General features: G+C 66.3%; 16 protein-coding genes and 1 pseudogene. 10 read left to right on the forward strand and 7 right to left on the reverse strand.

What is annotated here, in order from left to right:
• The first annotated feature begins 10 nt into the window (after nt 1–10).
• From KI242_RS07200 to KI242_RS07220, 5 genes are all read left to right on the forward strand, one after another.
• A complete protein-coding gene (locus KI242_RS07200; protein WP_019094798.1) occupies nt 11–772 on the forward strand; it encodes an SDR family NAD(P)-dependent oxidoreductase in 762 nt (253 codons plus the stop codon).
• Nucleotides 773–868: 96 nt separating this feature from the next.
• The gene (locus KI242_RS07205; RefSeq protein WP_077933469.1) at nt 869–1,618 is read left to right on the forward strand and encodes an SDR family NAD(P)-dependent oxidoreductase; all 750 of its coding nucleotides are present in this window, start codon (nt 869–871) and stop codon (nt 1,616–1,618) included.
• Nucleotides 1,619–1,631: 13 nt separating this feature from the next.
• On the forward strand, nt 1,632–1,931 hold the full coding sequence (locus KI242_RS07210; protein WP_123473834.1) for a hypothetical protein: 300 nt from the start codon (nt 1,632–1,634) through the stop codon (nt 1,929–1,931).
• The gene (locus KI242_RS07215) at nt 1,928–2,935 is read left to right on the forward strand and encodes a GTP-binding protein (RefSeq protein WP_065364433.1); all 1,008 of its coding nucleotides are present in this window, start codon (nt 1,928–1,930) and stop codon (nt 2,933–2,935) included. The genes KI242_RS07210 and KI242_RS07215 overlap by 4 nt, the downstream gene beginning before the upstream one ends.
• Nucleotides 2,935–4,143 (forward strand): extracellular solute-binding protein, encoded by a 1,209-nt coding sequence (locus KI242_RS07220; RefSeq protein ID WP_011059710.1) that lies wholly within the window; start codon nt 2,935–2,937, stop codon nt 4,141–4,143. The genes KI242_RS07215 and KI242_RS07220 overlap by 1 nt, the downstream gene beginning before the upstream one ends.
• Before the next feature lie 3 nt (nt 4,144–4,146).
• Here KI242_RS07220 and KI242_RS07225 read toward each other — a convergent pair whose 3' ends face one another.
• The 7 genes from KI242_RS07225 to KI242_RS07255 all read right to left on the reverse strand — a co-directional run bounded on the left by KI242_RS07225 (nt 4,147) and on the right by KI242_RS07255 (nt 11,931).
• Nucleotides 4,147–4,767 carry a hypothetical protein gene (locus KI242_RS07225; RefSeq protein ID WP_212806013.1) on the reverse strand — a complete coding sequence of 207 codons (621 nt, stop codon included), beginning with the start codon at nt 4,765–4,767 and terminating at the stop codon, nt 4,147–4,149.
• A gap of 9 nt (nt 4,768–4,776) precedes the next feature.
• A complete protein-coding gene (locus tag KI242_RS07230; protein ID WP_225368733.1) occupies nt 4,777–5,067 on the reverse strand; it encodes a hypothetical protein in 291 nt (96 codons plus the stop codon).
• 210 nt (nt 5,068–5,277) lie between these two features.
• Nucleotides 5,278–7,839, reverse strand: coding sequence for a TonB-dependent receptor (locus tag KI242_RS07235; RefSeq protein WP_212806014.1), 2,562 nt, complete (start codon nt 7,837–7,839; stop codon nt 5,278–5,280).
• Between the two features lie 123 nt (nt 7,840–7,962).
• Nucleotides 7,963–8,925, reverse strand: a complete 963-nt coding sequence (locus tag KI242_RS07240) for a FecR domain-containing protein (protein ID WP_212806015.1) — start codon at nt 8,923–8,925, stop codon at nt 7,963–7,965.
• A complete protein-coding gene (locus KI242_RS07245) occupies nt 8,922–9,470 on the reverse strand; it encodes an RNA polymerase sigma factor (RefSeq protein ID WP_011059715.1) in 549 nt (182 codons plus the stop codon). Before KI242_RS07245 ends, KI242_RS07240 begins: the two co-directional genes overlap by 4 nt.
• A 251-nt stretch (nt 9,471–9,721) precedes the next feature.
• A complete protein-coding gene (locus KI242_RS07250) occupies nt 9,722–11,305 on the reverse strand; it encodes a rhodanese-related sulfurtransferase (RefSeq protein ID WP_212806016.1) in 1,584 nt (527 codons plus the stop codon).
• Entirely contained in the window at nt 11,302–11,931 is a 630-nt protein-coding gene (locus KI242_RS07255) for a cysteine dioxygenase (protein ID WP_212806017.1), read from the reverse strand. Before KI242_RS07255 ends, KI242_RS07250 begins: the two co-directional genes overlap by 4 nt.
• Nucleotides 11,932–12,037: 106 nt before the next feature.
• Between KI242_RS07255 and KI242_RS07260 the strand changes: the two genes are divergently transcribed.
• The 5 genes and pseudogenes from KI242_RS07260 to KI242_RS07280 all read left to right on the forward strand — a co-directional run bounded on the left by KI242_RS07260 (nt 12,038) and on the right by KI242_RS07280 (nt 16,900).
• A complete protein-coding gene (locus KI242_RS07260; RefSeq protein ID WP_011059718.1) occupies nt 12,038–12,937 on the forward strand; it encodes a LysR family transcriptional regulator in 900 nt (299 codons plus the stop codon).
• Between the two features lie 296 nt (nt 12,938–13,233).
• Nucleotides 13,234–13,980: pseudogene (locus KI242_RS07265) on the forward strand (ABC transporter permease subunit); the annotation flags it as partial.
• Between the two features lie 3 nt (nt 13,981–13,983).
• Nucleotides 13,984–14,763 (forward strand): ABC transporter ATP-binding protein, encoded by a 780-nt coding sequence (locus tag KI242_RS07270; protein ID WP_011059720.1) that lies wholly within the window; start codon nt 13,984–13,986, stop codon nt 14,761–14,763.
• A complete protein-coding gene (locus KI242_RS07275; RefSeq protein WP_212806018.1) occupies nt 14,760–15,965 on the forward strand; it encodes an acyl-CoA dehydrogenase family protein in 1,206 nt (401 codons plus the stop codon). The genes KI242_RS07270 and KI242_RS07275 overlap by 4 nt, the downstream gene beginning before the upstream one ends.
• Complete coding sequence (locus tag KI242_RS07280) at nt 15,962–16,900, forward strand: D-isomer specific 2-hydroxyacid dehydrogenase family protein (RefSeq protein ID WP_011059722.1); 939 nt, start codon at nt 15,962–15,964, stop codon at nt 16,898–16,900. Before KI242_RS07275 ends, KI242_RS07280 begins: the two co-directional genes overlap by 4 nt.
• Nucleotides 16,901–16,949 lie beyond the last annotated feature (49 nt).

Consider the following 16,949-nt stretch of genomic DNA (forward strand, 5'->3'; position numbering starts at 1 on the left):
AAAGTTATCCATGACTCAAAAAGTCGCCGTGATCACCGGTGCCGCCAGCGGCATCGGCCAGGCCCTGGCCGTGGCCTATGCACGGGCCGGTGTGGCGGTGGTGGGCGGGTATTTCCCTGCCGACCCCCATGACCCGCAAGCCACCCGCGACCTCGTGGCCGAGGCGGGCGGGCACTGCCTGATGCTGCCCCTGGACGTGACCGACAGCGCCTCGGTGGACGCCCTGGCCGAGCAGGCCGTGGCGCACTTTGGCCGCCTCGATTACGCCGTGGCCAATGCCGGCCTGCTGCGCCGCGCACCCTTGCTGGACATGACCGACGCGGCCTGGAACGCCATGCTCGATGTGGACCTGACCGGGGTCATGCGCACCTTCCGCGCGGCGGTCAAACACATGGGTGAGGGCGGTGCCCTGGTGGCGATTTCCTCGATTGCCGGTGGCGTCTACGGCTGGCAGGAGCACGCTCACTATGCAGCGGCCAAGGCCGGGGTGCCGGGGTTGTGCCGCTCGCTGGCGGTGGAACTGGCGGCCAGGGGCATTCGCTGCAACGCGGTGATCCCGGGGTTGATCGAGACCCCGCAGTCGCTGGACAGCCAGAACTCCCTGGGCCCGGAAGGCCTGGCCAAGGCGGCCCGGGCCATCCCCCTGGGCCGGGTCGGGCGGGCCGATGAAGTGGCGTCCCTGGTGCGCTTTCTCACCAGCGAGGAGTCCAGCTACCTCACCGGGCAGAGCATCGTCATCGATGGCGGCCTGACGGTGCGCTGGCCGGATTGAACCCCTTCGCCAGCCAGCCGGCTCGTGCAGGCGGCTCACCGCCTCCGTAGGAGCTGGCTGGCCAGCGAACCGCACACCCTTGAAGGAGAAAGTCCCATGCAACACCTGCACAACCGCCGCGCCGTGATCACCGGCGCCGGCAGCGGTATCGGCGCCGCTATCGCCCGGGCCTACGCGGTGGCGGGAGCACGCCTGCTGCTGGCTGACCGCGACCCCGCGCGCCTGGCCGAGAGCGCCCAAGCCTGCCGCGAGCTGGGCGCTGTAGTCGTCGAATGCGTGGCCGATGTCGGCAGCGTCGAAGGGGCCCAGGCCGGAGTCGATGCCTGTGTCGAGCATTTCGGCGGTATCGATATCCTGGTGAACAACGCCGGCATGCTGACCCAGGCGCGCTGCGTCGATCTGTCCATCGAGATGTGGAACGACATGCTGCGGGTCGATCTCACCAGCGTCTTCGTCGCCAGCCAGCGGGCCTTGCCCCATATGCTGGCGCAGCGTTGGGGGCGGATCATCAACGTCGCCTCGCAGCTGGGAATCAAGGGCGGCGCCGAGCTGACCCACTACGCCGCGGCCAAGGCCGGCGTCATCGGCTTCACCAAGTCCCTGGCCCTGGAAGTGGCCATGGACAATGTGCTGGTCAACGCCATCGCCCCGGGGCCGATCGAGACGCCGCTGGTGTCTGGCATCAGCAGCGCCTGGAAAACCGCCAAGGCCGCCGAGCTGCCCCTGGGGCGCTTCGGCCTGGCCGATGAAGTGGCGCCCACCGCGGTGCTGCTGGCCAGCGAGCCGGGGGGCAACCTGTTCGTCGGCCAGACCCTGGGCCCGAACTCCGGGGACGTGATGCCATGAAGGAGGGCTGAACATGTGCGGGTTATGCGGGCTGCTGGGCGAAGACGTGCACTGGAGCGATCCGCTGGGGGATCAACTGCCCCGGCGTCGCGAACGCTTGCGCAGAATCGCCGCGATCAACCGGGTACTGGTGCCGTTGCGGCTCAAGGTCGAAGACTTCCAGGGCTCGGCCTATCTGCTGCTGGGGGCTACCGGCCGCCAGGAACTGGCCAGCGGCCTGGAGCAGTTGTGGAGCCTGGCCGAATCCATGCTCGGCCGGCCCCTCGATCCTCTCGACCCTGTGATCCTCAAGCACCTGGAGCAACAGCCATGAGCCTGCCCCTGAACGTCATCACCGGGTTTCTCGGCAGTGGCAAGACCACCTTGCTCAACCGCCTGTTGCAGGACCAGAGCCTGGGGGACACGGCGCTGCTGATCAACGAGTTCGGCGATATCGGCATCGATCATTTGCTGGTGCAGGAGGTGGCGCCGGACACCGTGCTGCTGCCCAGCGGCTGTGTCTGCTGTTCGGTTCGCGGCGAACTGAAAGAGGCGCTGCTGGCGCTCCTGGCGCGGCGTAGCCGGGGCGAGGTTCCGGCCTTTCGCCGGGTGCTGCTGGAAACCACCGGGCTGGCCGACCCGGCGCCGATCCTGGCCACGGTGAACAACGATCCGCAATTGCGCGGGCGGGTGCACATCGGCCTGCTGGTGACCCTGGTGGACGCCAGCCACGCGGCGTTGCAGGAGCGCCTGCACCCGGAGTGGCTGGCCCAGGTGGCGGCCGCGGATCGCTTGCTGCTGAGCAAGACCGATTGTGTCGACGAAGCAACCCAGGCAGCGTTGCGCGAGCATTTGCAGCAGCTCAATCCTGGGGCGCCCCTGTTGCTGACCCAGGCGATCCAGAGTGGCGATCAGCTGTTGCTGGGGGAGGGGCTGCGTGGTGCGACGGCAGAGCGGGAAGTGGCGCGCTGGCAGTTGCAGGGGCCACTCAAAGCGGCTGCGCCACAGCATGGCGCGGCGCAAGTGTGCAGCCTGGAGTTCGAGCAAGCCCTGGATTGGGTGGGCTTCGGGGTCTGGTTGTCGATGCTGCTAAGATGCCACGGCGAACGAATTCTGCGGGTGAAAGGATTGCTCAACATCAACGCCAACCAGGCCCCCATCGTCATCCATGGCGTGCAGCATTGCCTGCACGCCCCCGTGCATCTGCCCCGTTGGCCCAGTGCCGACCATCGCTCGCGGCTGGTGTTTATCCTGCGCGGGCTGGAGCCCGAACAACTGCGCCGTTCCTTCGAAGTGTTCGCCCGCAGTTTCGCCCCGGCCGCCGGGGAGGGTGCCTGATGGCGGCGACGCAACCGGTCACCCTGCGGGTGCTGGGCACCTCGGTGACCCTGCTCGAATCCCTGCGGGTGCGCGCCGAGCAGGACCTGGGCATCCGCCTGGTGTATCAGGTACACGATGTGGAGCAGGCCCAGCGCATCGCGGTGATGCAGCCGGACAGCTACGACCTCTATGACCAGTGGTTTCACAACGTCGATTTTGTCTGGCCGGCCCAGGCGATCCAGCCCATCGATACCCGGCGCATTGCCCTGTGGCACGAGATCAACGACCTGCCCAAGCGCGGGCGCCTGTCGCCGGACGATCGCCTGGGCAGTGGCAGCGTGCCCAGCGAACGGCTCTATGTGCAGCACGACGGTAGCCTGGGCAGTACGGCCAGCGAGCGCATCAGCATGCTGCCGCTGACCCACAACGCCGACAGTTTCGCCTACCGCCCGGAGCGCCTGCCGGCGGGTTTTTCCAGCGCCAACGAAAGCTGGGGCTGGCTGCTGGAGCCGGCCTGGAGCGGGCGCATTGCCTTGCAGAGCGATGCGGCGATCGGTGCCCTGGACGCCGCCCTGGCGGTGCAGGGCTGTGGCCTGGAATCCTTCAAGGACATCGGCAACCTGAGCATCGAAGAGATCGACCGGCTGGCAGGGATCCTGGTGCGCAAGCAGCGTGAAGGGCACTTCGCGGCGTTCTGGTCGGACGATGAAGAGGCCGCGCAACTGATGCTCAGCCCGCGCATCGATATCCAGAGCCTGTGGTCGCCGACGCTGATGCGCCTGCACCGGGCGGGGGTCAAATACCGCCTGGCAGTGCCGAAGGAAGGCTACCGCGCCTGGTTCGGCGGGCTGTCGTTGTCGCGCCACGCCAAGGGCGCGGTGCTGGATGCAGCCTATGCCTACCTCAACTGGTGGCTGTCGGGCTGGCCCGGTGCGGTGATGGCACGCCAGGGCTACTACATCGGCAACCCGGCGCGTACCCGCGATCACCTGAGCAGCGCCGAGTGGGATTACTGGTACGCCGGCAAACCGGCCCGGGAAGAGTTGCCGGGCAGCGACGGCGAACCGCTGATCGATATCGGCGAGACCCGCGATGGCGGTTCCTACCAGCAGCGCATGGGGCATATCGCCGTGTGGAACTCGGTGATGGACGAGCACAACTACCTGGTGCGGCGCTGGGGGGATTTCCTGCGGGCGGGGCGGGTCGCGGGCCGGGGCAAAGGCTGAAGGTCAAAGCCCCAGGCGCGCCAGCTGGCGCAGGTCGGCGATCACCGCGGGGTTGCCGCCTTCGAGCACATCCAGGCGCATCTGCGCGATCAGCGCTTTCAGCAGCTTGGTCTGGGTCATCTGGGTGGCTTGCAGCAGGCGCGCAAGATCCTCGGCCACATAGTGGTTGACCTTCAGCGACAGGCGTTTCATGACATGCACGGCAGGCAACTGGCGGGCCTTGGCCTGCTCGGCCAGGTACGCGACGAAGCCGCTGTGCACTTGCTCCAGGGAAGACGCCGCGGGGGCGCTGAAGTAGTAGCCGAGGAACAGTTTGCGCATCTGCACTCCGGCATCCGGGGCCACGCAGTGCATCGCCGCATCGAGGACATCGAGGTAGACCGCCGGCAGCCGCGCCTCGATGGAGGTCAATGATTGCTTGCGCGCTTCCTTGATCGCCGGTGTGGACTGGGGCGGGATGGCCACCACCGTGGCGCAGAGGTCGCAAACCCCCACCAGGATGTCCCGGGCCAGGCCATGGCCGTCGCTGAAAGGGACGTCGCGCCGCAGGTGGGTAATGCCGACGACCTGTTGGCAATGCTCGCAGAGCGCCTTGCCCCGGTCGCCTTGCAGAAAAAGTTTCATGGGTTGCCCTCATCGGTGAACGCTGATGAACCACGCATCTGGCTCGATAAAGTAGAACTTGATGTACCAGCCGGCCTTTTTCAGCACGTGGACCGCGATGCCCGGGACGCTGTGATGTGCGCTGCAACTGTGGTCCTGGCCCTTGCAGGCATTGATGACCTCGATCAGTTGACTGGTCGAGATCTCGCCGGTGGCCAGCAGGTTCTTGACCTCGATCGAGCCGCGCGCGGCATGCAGATAGTGGCCGCTTTGTAAGGCATTGATCAGGTCCCGCCTGACCTTCCTGAAGCCTCTGTCCATGACGTCTTCTCGTTTGTACGACAAGTGTCGTACGGAATCAATGGGAAGTTGACCGAAAGCGCCCAAAGGCATTTCAGCGGTGTTCAGAGGGGAGTCGATCTTAGCCCGGCAGGTGCGGGCGGCAGGGCTTGGCTAACGGTTTGCAATACATCCGTGATGGCCAACGGCTGGCCTGTTGCGGTGCGTCCGATGCACCGCAGCCAGTTGCCGTCAGAAGAAGCGGGTCACGCTGATCTTGGCGTTGCGCCCCAGGCTGGATGCGTTATCGCCGCTCAGTGGTGGGCGATAGTCACGGTTGAACATGTTGTCCAGGGTGAAGTTGACTTCGGTGCCCTTGAGGTAAGGCTGCTGGGGTTTCCAGTTGGCGAACAGGCCGTGCACGTTGTAGCGGTCGTTCTTGTACTGGTCCCAATAGGAGTCGCCCAGGGCGCTGCCCGGACCGCCGGCATAGATGTCGCTGGGCACCCGGTCGGTCTGGCGCACCCACTGGCCCTGCCAGCCCACTTGCGCATCCCACTGAGGAATCTTCACTCCCAGGCTGGCCACCCACTTGCGTGGCGGGATGTCCCGGGCCCAGACGTTCGGCCCCCAGGGGTTGGTGTAGGCGCCTTCATGCTTACCGGTAATCCACGAGTAGGACAGCGAGCCGAACAGGTAGGTCGAGTCGTAGAAGCTTTCCACCTCGAAGCCCTTGATGGTCAGGTCGCCGATATTGCGGTAGACGCCTATGGTCGGCTGGTTGCACACCTGGCCGATGCTCTTGCCGCTGCTGAGTTGCTCGGGGCAGCCGATCCCGAGGTTCTTCATGATTTCGTCTTTGATGGTGTTGTGGAACAGCGTGGTACGCACCTGTACGCGGTCGGCCTGGGTGAACACGTCGGAGAAGCTGGTGATGTTACCGGCGCGCAACGCGGTGATGCGTTCCGGGTCGAGGTCTCGGCTGGTGGCGGAACGGGTGGAGGCAGCCGACTGGACCTCGTACTGCTCGTCGATCACCGGCGCGCGCCAGGTCTTGCTGTAGTCGGCGAACAGGGCGAATTGCGGGGTCACTGTCCAGAACGCCGACAGCCGAGGCGACCAGCCGGTGTAGGTCTTGTCGCCGTAATCGTGGCCCGCCACCGGGTCGGGGCTGTTGTAGAACGGTGCGTCGTTCTTCTCGCCGCGGTTGCGCACATGGTCGTAGCGCAGGGACGGGGTCAGGGTGAAATTCCCCAGGGTGATGGCGTCCTGGATGTAGAAGGCATTGTTGTCGACCTTGCCGTGGGGCATGAAGCCAGGCTGGTAGTGGCCGTAGTTGTACTTGGGCACTTCATAGGTCTTGCCCGGCATCCACATGTCCACTTCGCGAGTGTGCTTGCGGATCTGGATGCCATTGGTCAGCGCGTGTTCCAGCGGGCCGGTGCTGAAGCGGCTGGTGTTTTTCAGGGCCAGGATCTTGTCGTCATAGCCCACGGTGATCTTGCGGCCACCGGAGGCCGGCTGGAAGAAGGCGTTCGGCCCGCGTTCGTCGGTCTGGTCGGTGGTGGAATCGGAGTACTTGGCCTCGAAGTCGATCCATGGATTGTCCACGGGGGTGTACTGGTACTTGGCGATCCAGGTGGTGTCGATGGTATTGCGCTGGGCCAGGAAGCGGCGGGTGGCGCCGTCATAACCGTACTTGTTGATGTCGCTCTGGCTCGGTGGCGTCGGGTAGCTCTTGGCCGAGAAGGGCGCCCAGATGTCGCTGTTGGAGCGCATGTAGCTGAAGCCCAGGCGATGTTCGTCGGTCAGTTGCATGTTCAGCTTGAACAGCTCGCCTTCCATGTCCTGGGCGGTATTGGGCAGGCGCTTGGGGTTGATCGGGTAGGCGTTGCGCGGGTCGGGCTGGGCGCTGGCGATCTTCATGTCGTCGCCGTCGCGCTTGGTCCAGTAGGCCAGGGCATCGAAGCGGTGATCATCGGTACGGCCGTACACCGCGCCGGTGTAGGCCTGTTCATGGCTGTTGCTGCTGTAGCCGTACTTGACCATGGCGCCGGCGTTGCGACCTTCCTGCAGCAGGTCCGGGGCGTCCTTGGTCTCCATGTGCACGGTGCCGCCGAAACCACCGTTGCCGGTCTCGGGGGAGTGCGGGCCTTTTTCCACTTCGATGCGCTTGATCAGCTCCGGCTCGATGAACACCGAACCCTGCTGGTAGCGTTCGAAGCCGCTCTTGGTGGCGCCATCAACGCTCATCGGTACGTCTTCGGCATCCCCCAGGCCCCAGATGTTGATGGTCTGGCCGCCGGGTTTGAGCGAGCCGCCCAGGCTCACGCCGGGCAGGGTGTCGATCAGGCTGACCACGTTGGTGGCCTGGTGGCGATCGATTTCCGCCTGGTTCAGGGTCGAGCGGCCGACACTCGAGGAGTCCACTTCGGTGCCGTTGCCGATCACGCTCATGGCCCCCAGTTGCAGGGCCGAACCACTGCTCAGGTTGGTGTCGGCAGGGCGCACGATGTAGGTGTTGTCGACCTTCACCAGGTTGAACCGACCGTCCTGCAGCAAGGTGCGAATCGCCTCTTCCGGGCTGTAGTCACCCTGCAGGGCCGGCGCCTTGGCGTTGCGCAGCAGTTGCTCATCGAACAGCAGCTGGATCTTCGCCTGCTGGGCGATCTGGCTCAGGGACGCGGCCAGAGGCTGCGCCGGCAACTGGAAATGCAGCGGCCCGGCGTAGGCCTGCAGGCTGAATGCCAGGCAGGCGGCGAGCAGGGTAGGGCGGGTACGGACTAACGGAACAGGCAAGAGCGCGCGAAACATGACTTCCCCCAGAGCGGCTTAAAGGCCAAAAAAAGCGCTGCGTACAGATCGCAGACGGGAGGAAGACGCGGCAGTGAAAAAAAACCTCATATGCGAATGCAAAATATTCTCATATGAGTTGGATCAACGAGCCTCGAGCCTCAGCTGGCCGTCGGCCAGGGGTACGGCTTTTACCGGAATCAGCACGGGCAGTGCCTTGATCAGGGCGTCGGGGTCGTTGACATCGAGGTTGCCCGAGACCTTGTAGGCCCCCAGCGAACCCTCGGCCAGTTGCACCGGCTGGCGCCGATACAGGTTCAACTCATCCACCAGGCTGGCCAGGTCGCGGTTGCGAAAGGCCAGGTGCCCGCTGCGCCAGTCCGCGACCTCATCGCTGTCCAGGGTCTGCTGGCGCAGGGTGCCTTTGTGCAGGTCATAGGTGGCTTGCTGGCGGGCGCCGAGCAGGGTCAACTCCCCGGGCTTGCCGTCCGGGCTGAAGGCCACCTGGCCGTGGGCGACGCTGACCACCAGCTGGCGCTGGCCACGACGCACGTCGAAGGCGGTGCCCACCACCCGCACTTTGGCCGCGCCGCTGTGCACCCACAGCGGGCGCTCCTTGTCGGCGGCCACTTCCAGGTACAGCTGGCCCTGTTGCAGGTAGATATCACGCTGCTGGGCGCTGAAATCCACTTTCACCTGGGTGTTGGCGTTGACGTACAGGGTGCTGCCATCGGGCAGCTTGAAGGCGCGGGCGCCCTTTTCCTGGGGCGCCACCTGCTGGATGTAGGGTCCCTGGGGCGTGCCCAGGTTGACTGCCAGCACCGCACAGAGCACCGCCGCGGCCGCCGCCAGGGCCGGGCGCCAGGGGGCGGGCTTGCGCCGGGGCAGGGGAATGGGCCGGCTCAGTTGCTGCAATTGCGCAAGATCGACCCACAGTTCTTCGAACTCGGCATAGGCCCGGGCGTGGGCCGGCTCGCTGACCCAGGCATCGAAGGCCTTGCGCGTGGCGCGGTCCGGGTCGTTGCGGTTGCGGGCGAACCAGCTGGCGGCCTCGGCGTCGATCTGCTCGCTGTCGAGGTCGTTGTGGGTGCCGGAAAAGCGGGTCATTCAGGCTGCTCCTTGCCGTTTTCTCGTTGTAGGTGCTGCTTGCAGTGCAGCAGGGCAAAGGCGATGTGTTTTTCCACCATGCTCACGGAAATGCCCATGCGCTCGGCTATCTGCGTCTGGCTCAGCCCTTCGAAGCGGTGCAGCATAAGGGCTTCGCGGCGGCGCGGCGAGAGTTGGGCGAGCACTTCTTTCAACTGTTCCAGGCGTTGCAGGCGCTGGGCCGCGGGCAGGGGCTCATGCTGCTCGTCGGCCAGGGGTTCGTTGTCCAGGCTTTGCTCGTGGTGCCCGTCCTGATGAGCCCGGGAGCGTACTTGCTGGCGCCGCCAATGATCACGCAGCAGGTTGCGTGCCATCTGGAACAGGAAGGCCCGGGGCTGTTCGACCTGGGCCCGGTCACGGTAGTCGAGCCATTGGGTGAACACGTCCTGGGTCATGTCCGCTGCGTCGCTGGCGTTGTCCGTGCGTTTACGCAGGAAATGCAGGATGTCCGCATAGAACCCGCGAACAGAGTCCGCCGACGCAGAGTCGGGCTTGGAGCGAGACATGGATATCCTTCTTGACGACGCGGTGAGCACAAGGTCGCGAATGATATCGAGAATTATTGCTATTTGTCATCCGGGCGATTGATGATCCACCAGCACCGCCTACGCGCCCGAAATACCCCTCCTCGCAGGAGCGGGCTTGCCCGCGAGGGTGCCCTTGCGAGCGATGCCAGGCCTGCGGCCTCTTCGCCGGCAAGCCGGCTCCTACAGTGCAGAGGCGGGGTCTGTAGGAGCTGGCTTGCCAGCGAAGCGGTTCAGATGACGAAGAAGCCGTGGGTGCCATCCCGGCCCAACTGCGCCACCAGGCCGAACTCCCAGTCCAGGTAGCCCTGCATGGCTTCTTTCGGGTTGTCGGTGCCTTCATAGGGGCGCCGGTAGCGGTCGATCCGGGGTGAAGCCAGTTGCTGGCGGCTTTCTTCCACGGGCAGGCCGGCTTCGATCCAGGCCGCGGTGCCACCGCTGAGAAGGAACACCGGACGCTGGGTCAGGGCCTGCAGCTGCGGCACCACGAAGCGCGCCAGCAGGCTGCTGCCGCAGGTCAGGACATAGCGCTCCGCCTGTGGCAACTGGGCCAGGGCTTCCTGCAACTGGCTGGGCAATGCCCACCAGGCGCCGGGGATGTGGCGCTGCACGTAGTTGGCGCTGGCGGTGAAGTCCAGTACCAGGGTGCCGGGCTCCTGGAGCCAGGTGGCGAGGGTGCGGGGGCTGATTTCTTCGGCCGGCGAGGTGTCCGGCAGTGGCGCCTGCCAGGGGCCGCGCACGCTGAAGTCGCTGTCGCGCAGGCCGTCCAGCACCGCCACCTGCCAGCCCATCTGGGCCAGCCAGGAAGCGCTCATGTTGGCGCGCACGCCGTCGTCGTCCACCAGGACCAGGCGCGCACCGCGCACGCTGGCGAAGTGGTCGGTTTCCTGCACCAGTTGCCCACCGGGGGTGGAGCGGGCGCCGGGCAGGTGGCCGGCGGCGAATTCCTCCGGGGTGCGCACATCGAACAGGTAGCTGGTGCGCTTGGGGTCGGCCTGCCAGCGCCGCCACTGGGCCAGGTCGATGCGTGCCACGTCGGCGCGGTCGGCCACGGCCCGAGCGGCGTCCTGGGCTGGGGCCCGCTGGGCCTCGTTGATGGCCTTGAAGCGCCGGCTCTGACCGTGTTCGAGCTTCTGCCCGGCCAGGGTCCAGCCGATGGTGCCATTGCGCAGTGCCGCCACCGGGTTGGGGATGCCGGCATTCACCAGGGACTGGGTGCCGATGATGCTGCGGGTGCGCCCGGCGCAATTGACCACCACCCGGGTGCGGGGATCGGGGGCCAGCTCACGCACCCGCAGCACCAGTTCGGCCCCGGGCACGCTGGTGCTGCCGGGGATGCTCATGGTCTGGTATTCGTCGAAGCGCCGGGCATCGAGCACCACCAGGTCGGCCTGCTGGTCGAGCAGTGCCTGGAACTCCTCGGCGGCCAGGGACGGAGTGTGGCGCTCGGCTTCCACCAGTTCGCCAAAGGCCTTGCTCGGCACGTTGACGTCCTTGAACAGCTCGCCGCCGGCGCTGCGCCAACCCTCCAGGCCGCCTGCCAGCAGGGCGACATCGCTGTAGCCCAGTTGCCGCAGGCGCGTGGCGGCGCGCTGGGCCAGCCCTTCGCCCTGGTCGTAGAGGGTGATCGGGGTGTCGCGGCGGGGGATGCGCGCATACACCTCCAGCTCCAGTTTCGACAGCGCGATGTTGGCCGCGAACAGCGGGTGGGCCTCGGCGAAGGGCGCTTCTTCACGCACATCGATCAGTGCCAGCTCCTGGCGGTCGAGCAGGGCCTGGCGGATCTGTGCCGGGCTGCGGGTCGGGAAATCGGTCATTGCAGGGGCTCCTTCGACAAGTCCCAGAGGTTAGGCAGCAAATGGTTGGAGTAGCCGGAGACAAAGGGTTTTTCCTGGCCGTCGAGGTCGTACACGGCGCGCTGCACGGCACCGATATTGGCGCCATACACATGGATGCTGACGGATACCCGATCGGCATGGGCATTGCTCACCTGATGGATGTCGCCAATGCGTGGCGACACCGCTTCCACCTGGCCCGGCACCAGGCGCAGCGGCGCGCCGGCAGGCAGCAGGCGGCCGTCGGCCAGGCGTTCGAACCCCTGGCTGTCCTCGGCGCCGCGCAGCATGCCGATCAGGCCCCAGACCCGGTGGTCGTGGATCGGTGTGCGCTGCCCAGGGCCCCAGACGAAGCTGACGATGGAGAAGCGCTGGCGCGAGTCGGCATGCAGCAGGAACTGCTGGTAGCGCTGCGGATCCGGCTGGGCGAAGGCCGCGGGCAGCCAGTCGTCCTGGCTCACCAGCTGGTGCAGCAGCGCGGCGCCCTGGTCCAGCACCCGGGCTTCATCGGGATGGCTGTCCAGCAGCTCGGCCAGAGCGGCGATAAAGTCCCGCAGGCGGGCGAAGTTGGCTGATTCGATGGCGACTGTCGTGGCGTTGTGGGGCATGGGCTCCCTCCGTGGACACAAGGCAAATGACGCGAACTACACGGGCGAGCTAAAAGGTATTATTCTTATCGAACATTTTTCCAGTCATTTATTATGCGAAAAAAGAATGAAGATAGATGATCTGAATGCGTTCGTGGCGGTAATCCGCTGCCAGACCATCAGCCAGGCGGCCGATGCCCTGCAGTTGACCCAGCCAGCCATTACCCGCCGGGTGCAGAATTTCGAGGAAGCCCTGGGGGTGGAATTGCTGGACCGCAACACCAAGCCGCTCAAGCCCACCAGCATGGGCTTGCGGGTCTATGGCCAGTGCCTGGAAGTGCTGCGCAGCATCGACGCGCTGAATGAACTGGTGGCCAATGACGGCGCCCCCAGTGGTGCCCTGCGCATCGGCGTGCCGCAGACCATCGGCGATGTGGTGCTGCTCGATGCCCTGAGCCAGTTGAAGGCGCTGTATCCGCAGTTGCAGACCTCGGTGGCCACGGGCTGGGGCAGCCACCTGTTGAGCAAGGTCGAGAACGGTGAGCTGGATGTGGTGGCGGCGCTGTTTCCCGCTGGCAAGGTCTTCCCCGAAGGGGTGGTGGGCCGTTCCCTGGGCAGCATGAACCTGGTGGTGGTGGCGGCCAAGGGCGAGGTGCGCAAGCGCTCGTGCAAACTGGCCGACTGTTACCAGCGCGGCTGGGTGCTGAACCCGGACGGCTGCGGCTTTCGTGCCGGCCTGCAACGGGCGCTGAGCGCACAGGGGCTGTCGTTGCAGATCAACCTGGAAACCTTCGGCACCGAGCTGCAACTGGGGTTGATCGCCAATGGCCTGGGCTATGGCCTGGTGCCGCTGCCGCTGCTGGAAAACAGCAGCCATCGGGACAAGCTGGAGATCGTCCCGGTCAGCGACTTCAAGCCGGTGATCGACCTGTGGCTGGTCCACCCGCGGTTCCTCGGCAACCTGCAAGAGCCGGTGAGCATGTTCGGCGAGATGGTCGCCGCCCGCGTCGGCAAGGCTGCGCCGTAGGAGCTGGCTTGCCAGCGAAGGCGCCCTCTAGGCCGGCGCAAACCTCAGGGGGCTGTTCGCCGGAAAGCCGGCTCCTTCGGATTGTTTTTGATTATTGATTTGCATGTCTTGGCAATCATTGAATGCAATTTTTGTATATTAAGTTAGAACCAAAACGAATTTCACGGACGTTTTTTATGTAGTTAGCATGGGGCTCGAACGCGTTGAAATAAGGATGTTGCGATGCCTGCGCCAGCCCCCTCACCTCGTCCCGTCGCTGGGCCGAGCGCCCCGGATACCAGCTCCTGGGTAATCTGCTGCTGCGCCTGGTCAGCCCGTTGCTGCTTCTACTGGTGTGGGAACTGGCCTCGCGCAGCGGGCTGTTGCCGGCGCGGATCATCGCCGCTCCCAGTACCATCGGCGGCACCCTGTGGCAGATGCTCGGCAGCGGCGAACTGGCCGGGCACCTGTGGGTGTCCCTCAAGCGCGCCCTCAGTGGCCTGGCCATCGGTGTCAGCCTGGGCACGCTCCTGGCCCTGGTGGCCGGGTTGTCCCGGCGCGGCGAGCTCGCCATCGATTCCCCCATGCAGATGCTGCGCACCCTGCCGTTCCTGGCCATAGTGCCGCTGTTCATTCTCTGGTTCGGCGTGGGCGAGACGCCGAAGATCGCGCTGATCGCCCTGGGCACTACCTTTCCTATCTACCTCACGCTGTTTTCCGGCATTCGCAGCCTCGATCCCAAGCTGGTGGAGGCCGCGACCCTGCTGGGCCTCAAACGCTGGGAACTGATCGTCCACGTGATCCTGCCCGGGGCCCTGCCGGCGTTCTTCGTCGGCCTGCGCTATGCCTTCGGCATCAGTTGGCTGGGGCTGGTGGTGGTGGAGCAGATCAACGCCAGCGCCGGTATCGGCTACCTGGTCAACGACGCGCGGGACTTCATGCGCACCGACGTGATCGTCATCTGCCTCCTGGTCTACAGCGTGCTCGGCCTGGGCATCGACGGGCTGGTGCGCGGCCTCGAACGTTGCGCCCTGGCCTGGCGCCCGACCTTTATCAGGAACTGACCCATGACTCTGTCATTGCCCCAGCAGGGCCGCCTGCGCGCTGCCGTCGAATGCCGCCGGATCACCCGGCGTTTTGCCGGGCAGGCGGTGCTCGATGGCCTGGATCTGGACATCGCTCCTGGGGAGTTCGTGGCCCTCCTGGGCAGCAGCGGTTCGGGCAAGACCACCTTGCTGCGAACCCTGGCCGGGCTGGAACCCATCGACCAGGGCCAGTTGCAGGTGCCTTCGGCCATGGCCGCAGTGTTCCAGGAGCCACGGTTGATGCCCTGGAAGCGCGTGTGGCGCAACGTTGCCCTGGGCGTGCGTGGGGCCGGGGCCCGGGAGCGGGCCGAGGCAGCGCTGGAGGAGGTCGGGCTGGCCCACCGGCTCAATGCCTGGCCAGGCACCTTGTCCGGCGGCGAGGCCCAGCGAGTGGCGTTGGCCCGGGCCCTGGTACGCGAGCCGCACCTGTTGCTGCTGGATGAGCCCTTCGCCGCTCTGGACGCCCTGACCCGGATCCGCATGCACCAACTGATCATCCGCCTGTGGCGGGTGCACACCCCGGCGGTGCTGCTGGTGACCCACGATGTCGACGAGGCGCTGCTGCTGGCCGATCGGGTGCTGGTGCTGGCCAACGGGCAAATCGCCGAGCAATTGCCAATCCGCCTGCCGCGTCCGCGTCAGGCCTCCACCCCTGGGTTCCAGGCACTGCGCGCGCGGTTGCTGCAACTGCTGGGTGTGGAAACCGAGGCCGAGCCGGCCGTCGACATCTCCCTTCCCTTGAGCAGGACCGCCAGCCGATGAGCCTTTCCAGCGTGCAACCGTCTCCGTCCGTGTCCCGTCCCGTCCCTGATCCAGACTCCAGCGAGTTCGCCGACCTGCTGCAGCAACTGAGTGAAGAATTCGCCGCCACCGCAGCGCACTACGACCGTCACAGCGAATTTCCCCACGCCAACCTGCAACGCCTGCACCAGCATGGCCTGCTGGCCCTGACCGTGCCCCGGGCCCTGGGCGGCAGCGAGGCGACCCTGGCCCAGGCGCGACGAGTGATAGGCGCCGTGGCCCGGGGCGAGCCTTCCACCGCGCTGGTGCTGGTGATGCAGTATCTGCAGCACACGCGCCTGCAACAGAACACGGCCTGGCCGCTGCACCTGCGCCAGCGCGTGGCCCGGGAGGCGGTGCAAGAGGGTGCCCTGATCAACGCCCTGCGGGTCGAGCCGGACCTGGGTACGCCGGCCCGGGGCGGTTTGCCGGCGACCCTGGCACGACGGGTCGCGGGTGGCTGGCTGCTCAGCGGGCGCAAGATCTACTCCACCGGCATTCCCGGGCTGACCTGGCTGGCGGTCTGGGCCCGCAGTGACGAGGCCGAGCCGCAAGTGGGTACCTGGCTGGTCCACCGTGACAGCCCCGGGATCAGCGTCGAGGAAACCTGGGACCACCTGGGCATGCGCGCCACCGGCAGCCACGACGTGATCTTCGATGAGGTGTTCGTGCCCGAGGAACAGGCGGTGGATATCCAACCGGCCCACGTGCCCCGGCCCTCCGAGCTGGACAGCAAGGGCGTGCTCTGGCTGGCGGTGCTGCTCTCGGCCATCTACGACGGCGTGGCCCGGGCCGCGCGCGACTGGCTGCTGGGCTGGCTGGCCCAGCGTGCCCCGGCCAACCTTGGCGCACCGTTGTCGAGCCTGCCGCGCTTTCAGGAACTGATCGGGCGCATCGACGCCTTGCTGCTCAACAACCGGGTGCTGCTCGATGCCGCCGCCGAAGGGCGGATCGCCCCGGGGGAGGCGACCCAGATCAAATACCTGGTGACCAGCAACGCCATCAGCGCCGTGGAGCTGGGCATCGAAGCCATCGGCAACCCCGGGCTGGCCCGGGGCAACCCCATCGAGCGGCATTACCGCGATGTGCTGTGCAGCCGCATTCATACCCCGCAGAACGACGCGATTCTCGGTGCCGTGGGGCGCGCCGCCTTTGCCTTGCCCAGCCGCGGAGCCCAGGCGTGACGCGCATCGCCAGCCAGCTCGACGAGCACTTCAACCAGCAGTTGCGCCAGTGGCTGCCGGGGGTGGAAGTATTGAGCCTGCCTCGGGGCCTGCCGTGTGGCTTGCCCGCCGATATCGAAGTGCTGCTGGCCGCGCCCCACGCCGATTTTCGCAACGCGCCAGTGCCACCGGCGGGCTGGCCGTTTGGCCTGCGCTTCGTGCAACTGGTGACTTCGGGCCTGGATTATTTTCCTCGCTGGCTGTTCCAGGACCTGCCGGTGGCCAGTGCCCGAGGCAGCACCGCCGAAAGCATTGCCGAGTTTGCCCTGGCGGCGATCTTCGCCGCCGCCAAGCAACTGCCCCAGGTGTGGATCGAGCGCGCCGAGCACTGGCAGCAACGGCCGCTGGCCTCGGTGGCCGGCAGCACCCTGGGGCTGTTCGGCTTTGGCAGCATCGCCCGGGAGCTGGCGCCCAAGGCCCAGGCCCTGGGCATGCAGGTACTGGCCCTGCGGCGTTCGGCGCAGCCGTTCGAGGTGCCTGGGGTGGAGGCGGTGGCCGACCTGCAGGAGCTGTTTGCCCGCGCCGATCACCTGCTGCTGGCGGTGCCGTTGACCGAGCAGACCCGGGGCATCATTGATGCCGATGTACTGGCAGCGGCCAAGCCAGGGTTGCACCTGATCAATATCGCTCGCGGTGCGCTGATCGATCAGCCGGCGCTGTTGCAGGCCCTGGACACCGGGCGCATCGCCCTGGCCAGCCTGGACGTGGCCGACCCCGAGCCGTTGCCCGAGGGGCATCCTTTCTATCGCCACCCGGGTATTCGCCTGTCGCCCCACACCTCGGCCAATTCGCCCCGGGTCTACCTGAATATCGCGCGCCTGCTGGGACGCAATCTCCAGCGCTGGGGCGATGGTTTACCCCTGGAAAACCCGGTGGAGATCCAGCGTGGCTACTAACGCGCGGTTCCAGCCTTGGCCGGCAGCGCTTCGTGTAGCCGCTGCCGCA

The organism is Pseudomonas sp. Eqa60, from assembly GCF_018326405.1.
Taxonomy (GTDB): domain Bacteria; phylum Pseudomonadota; class Gammaproteobacteria; order Pseudomonadales; family Pseudomonadaceae; genus Aquipseudomonas; species Aquipseudomonas protegens.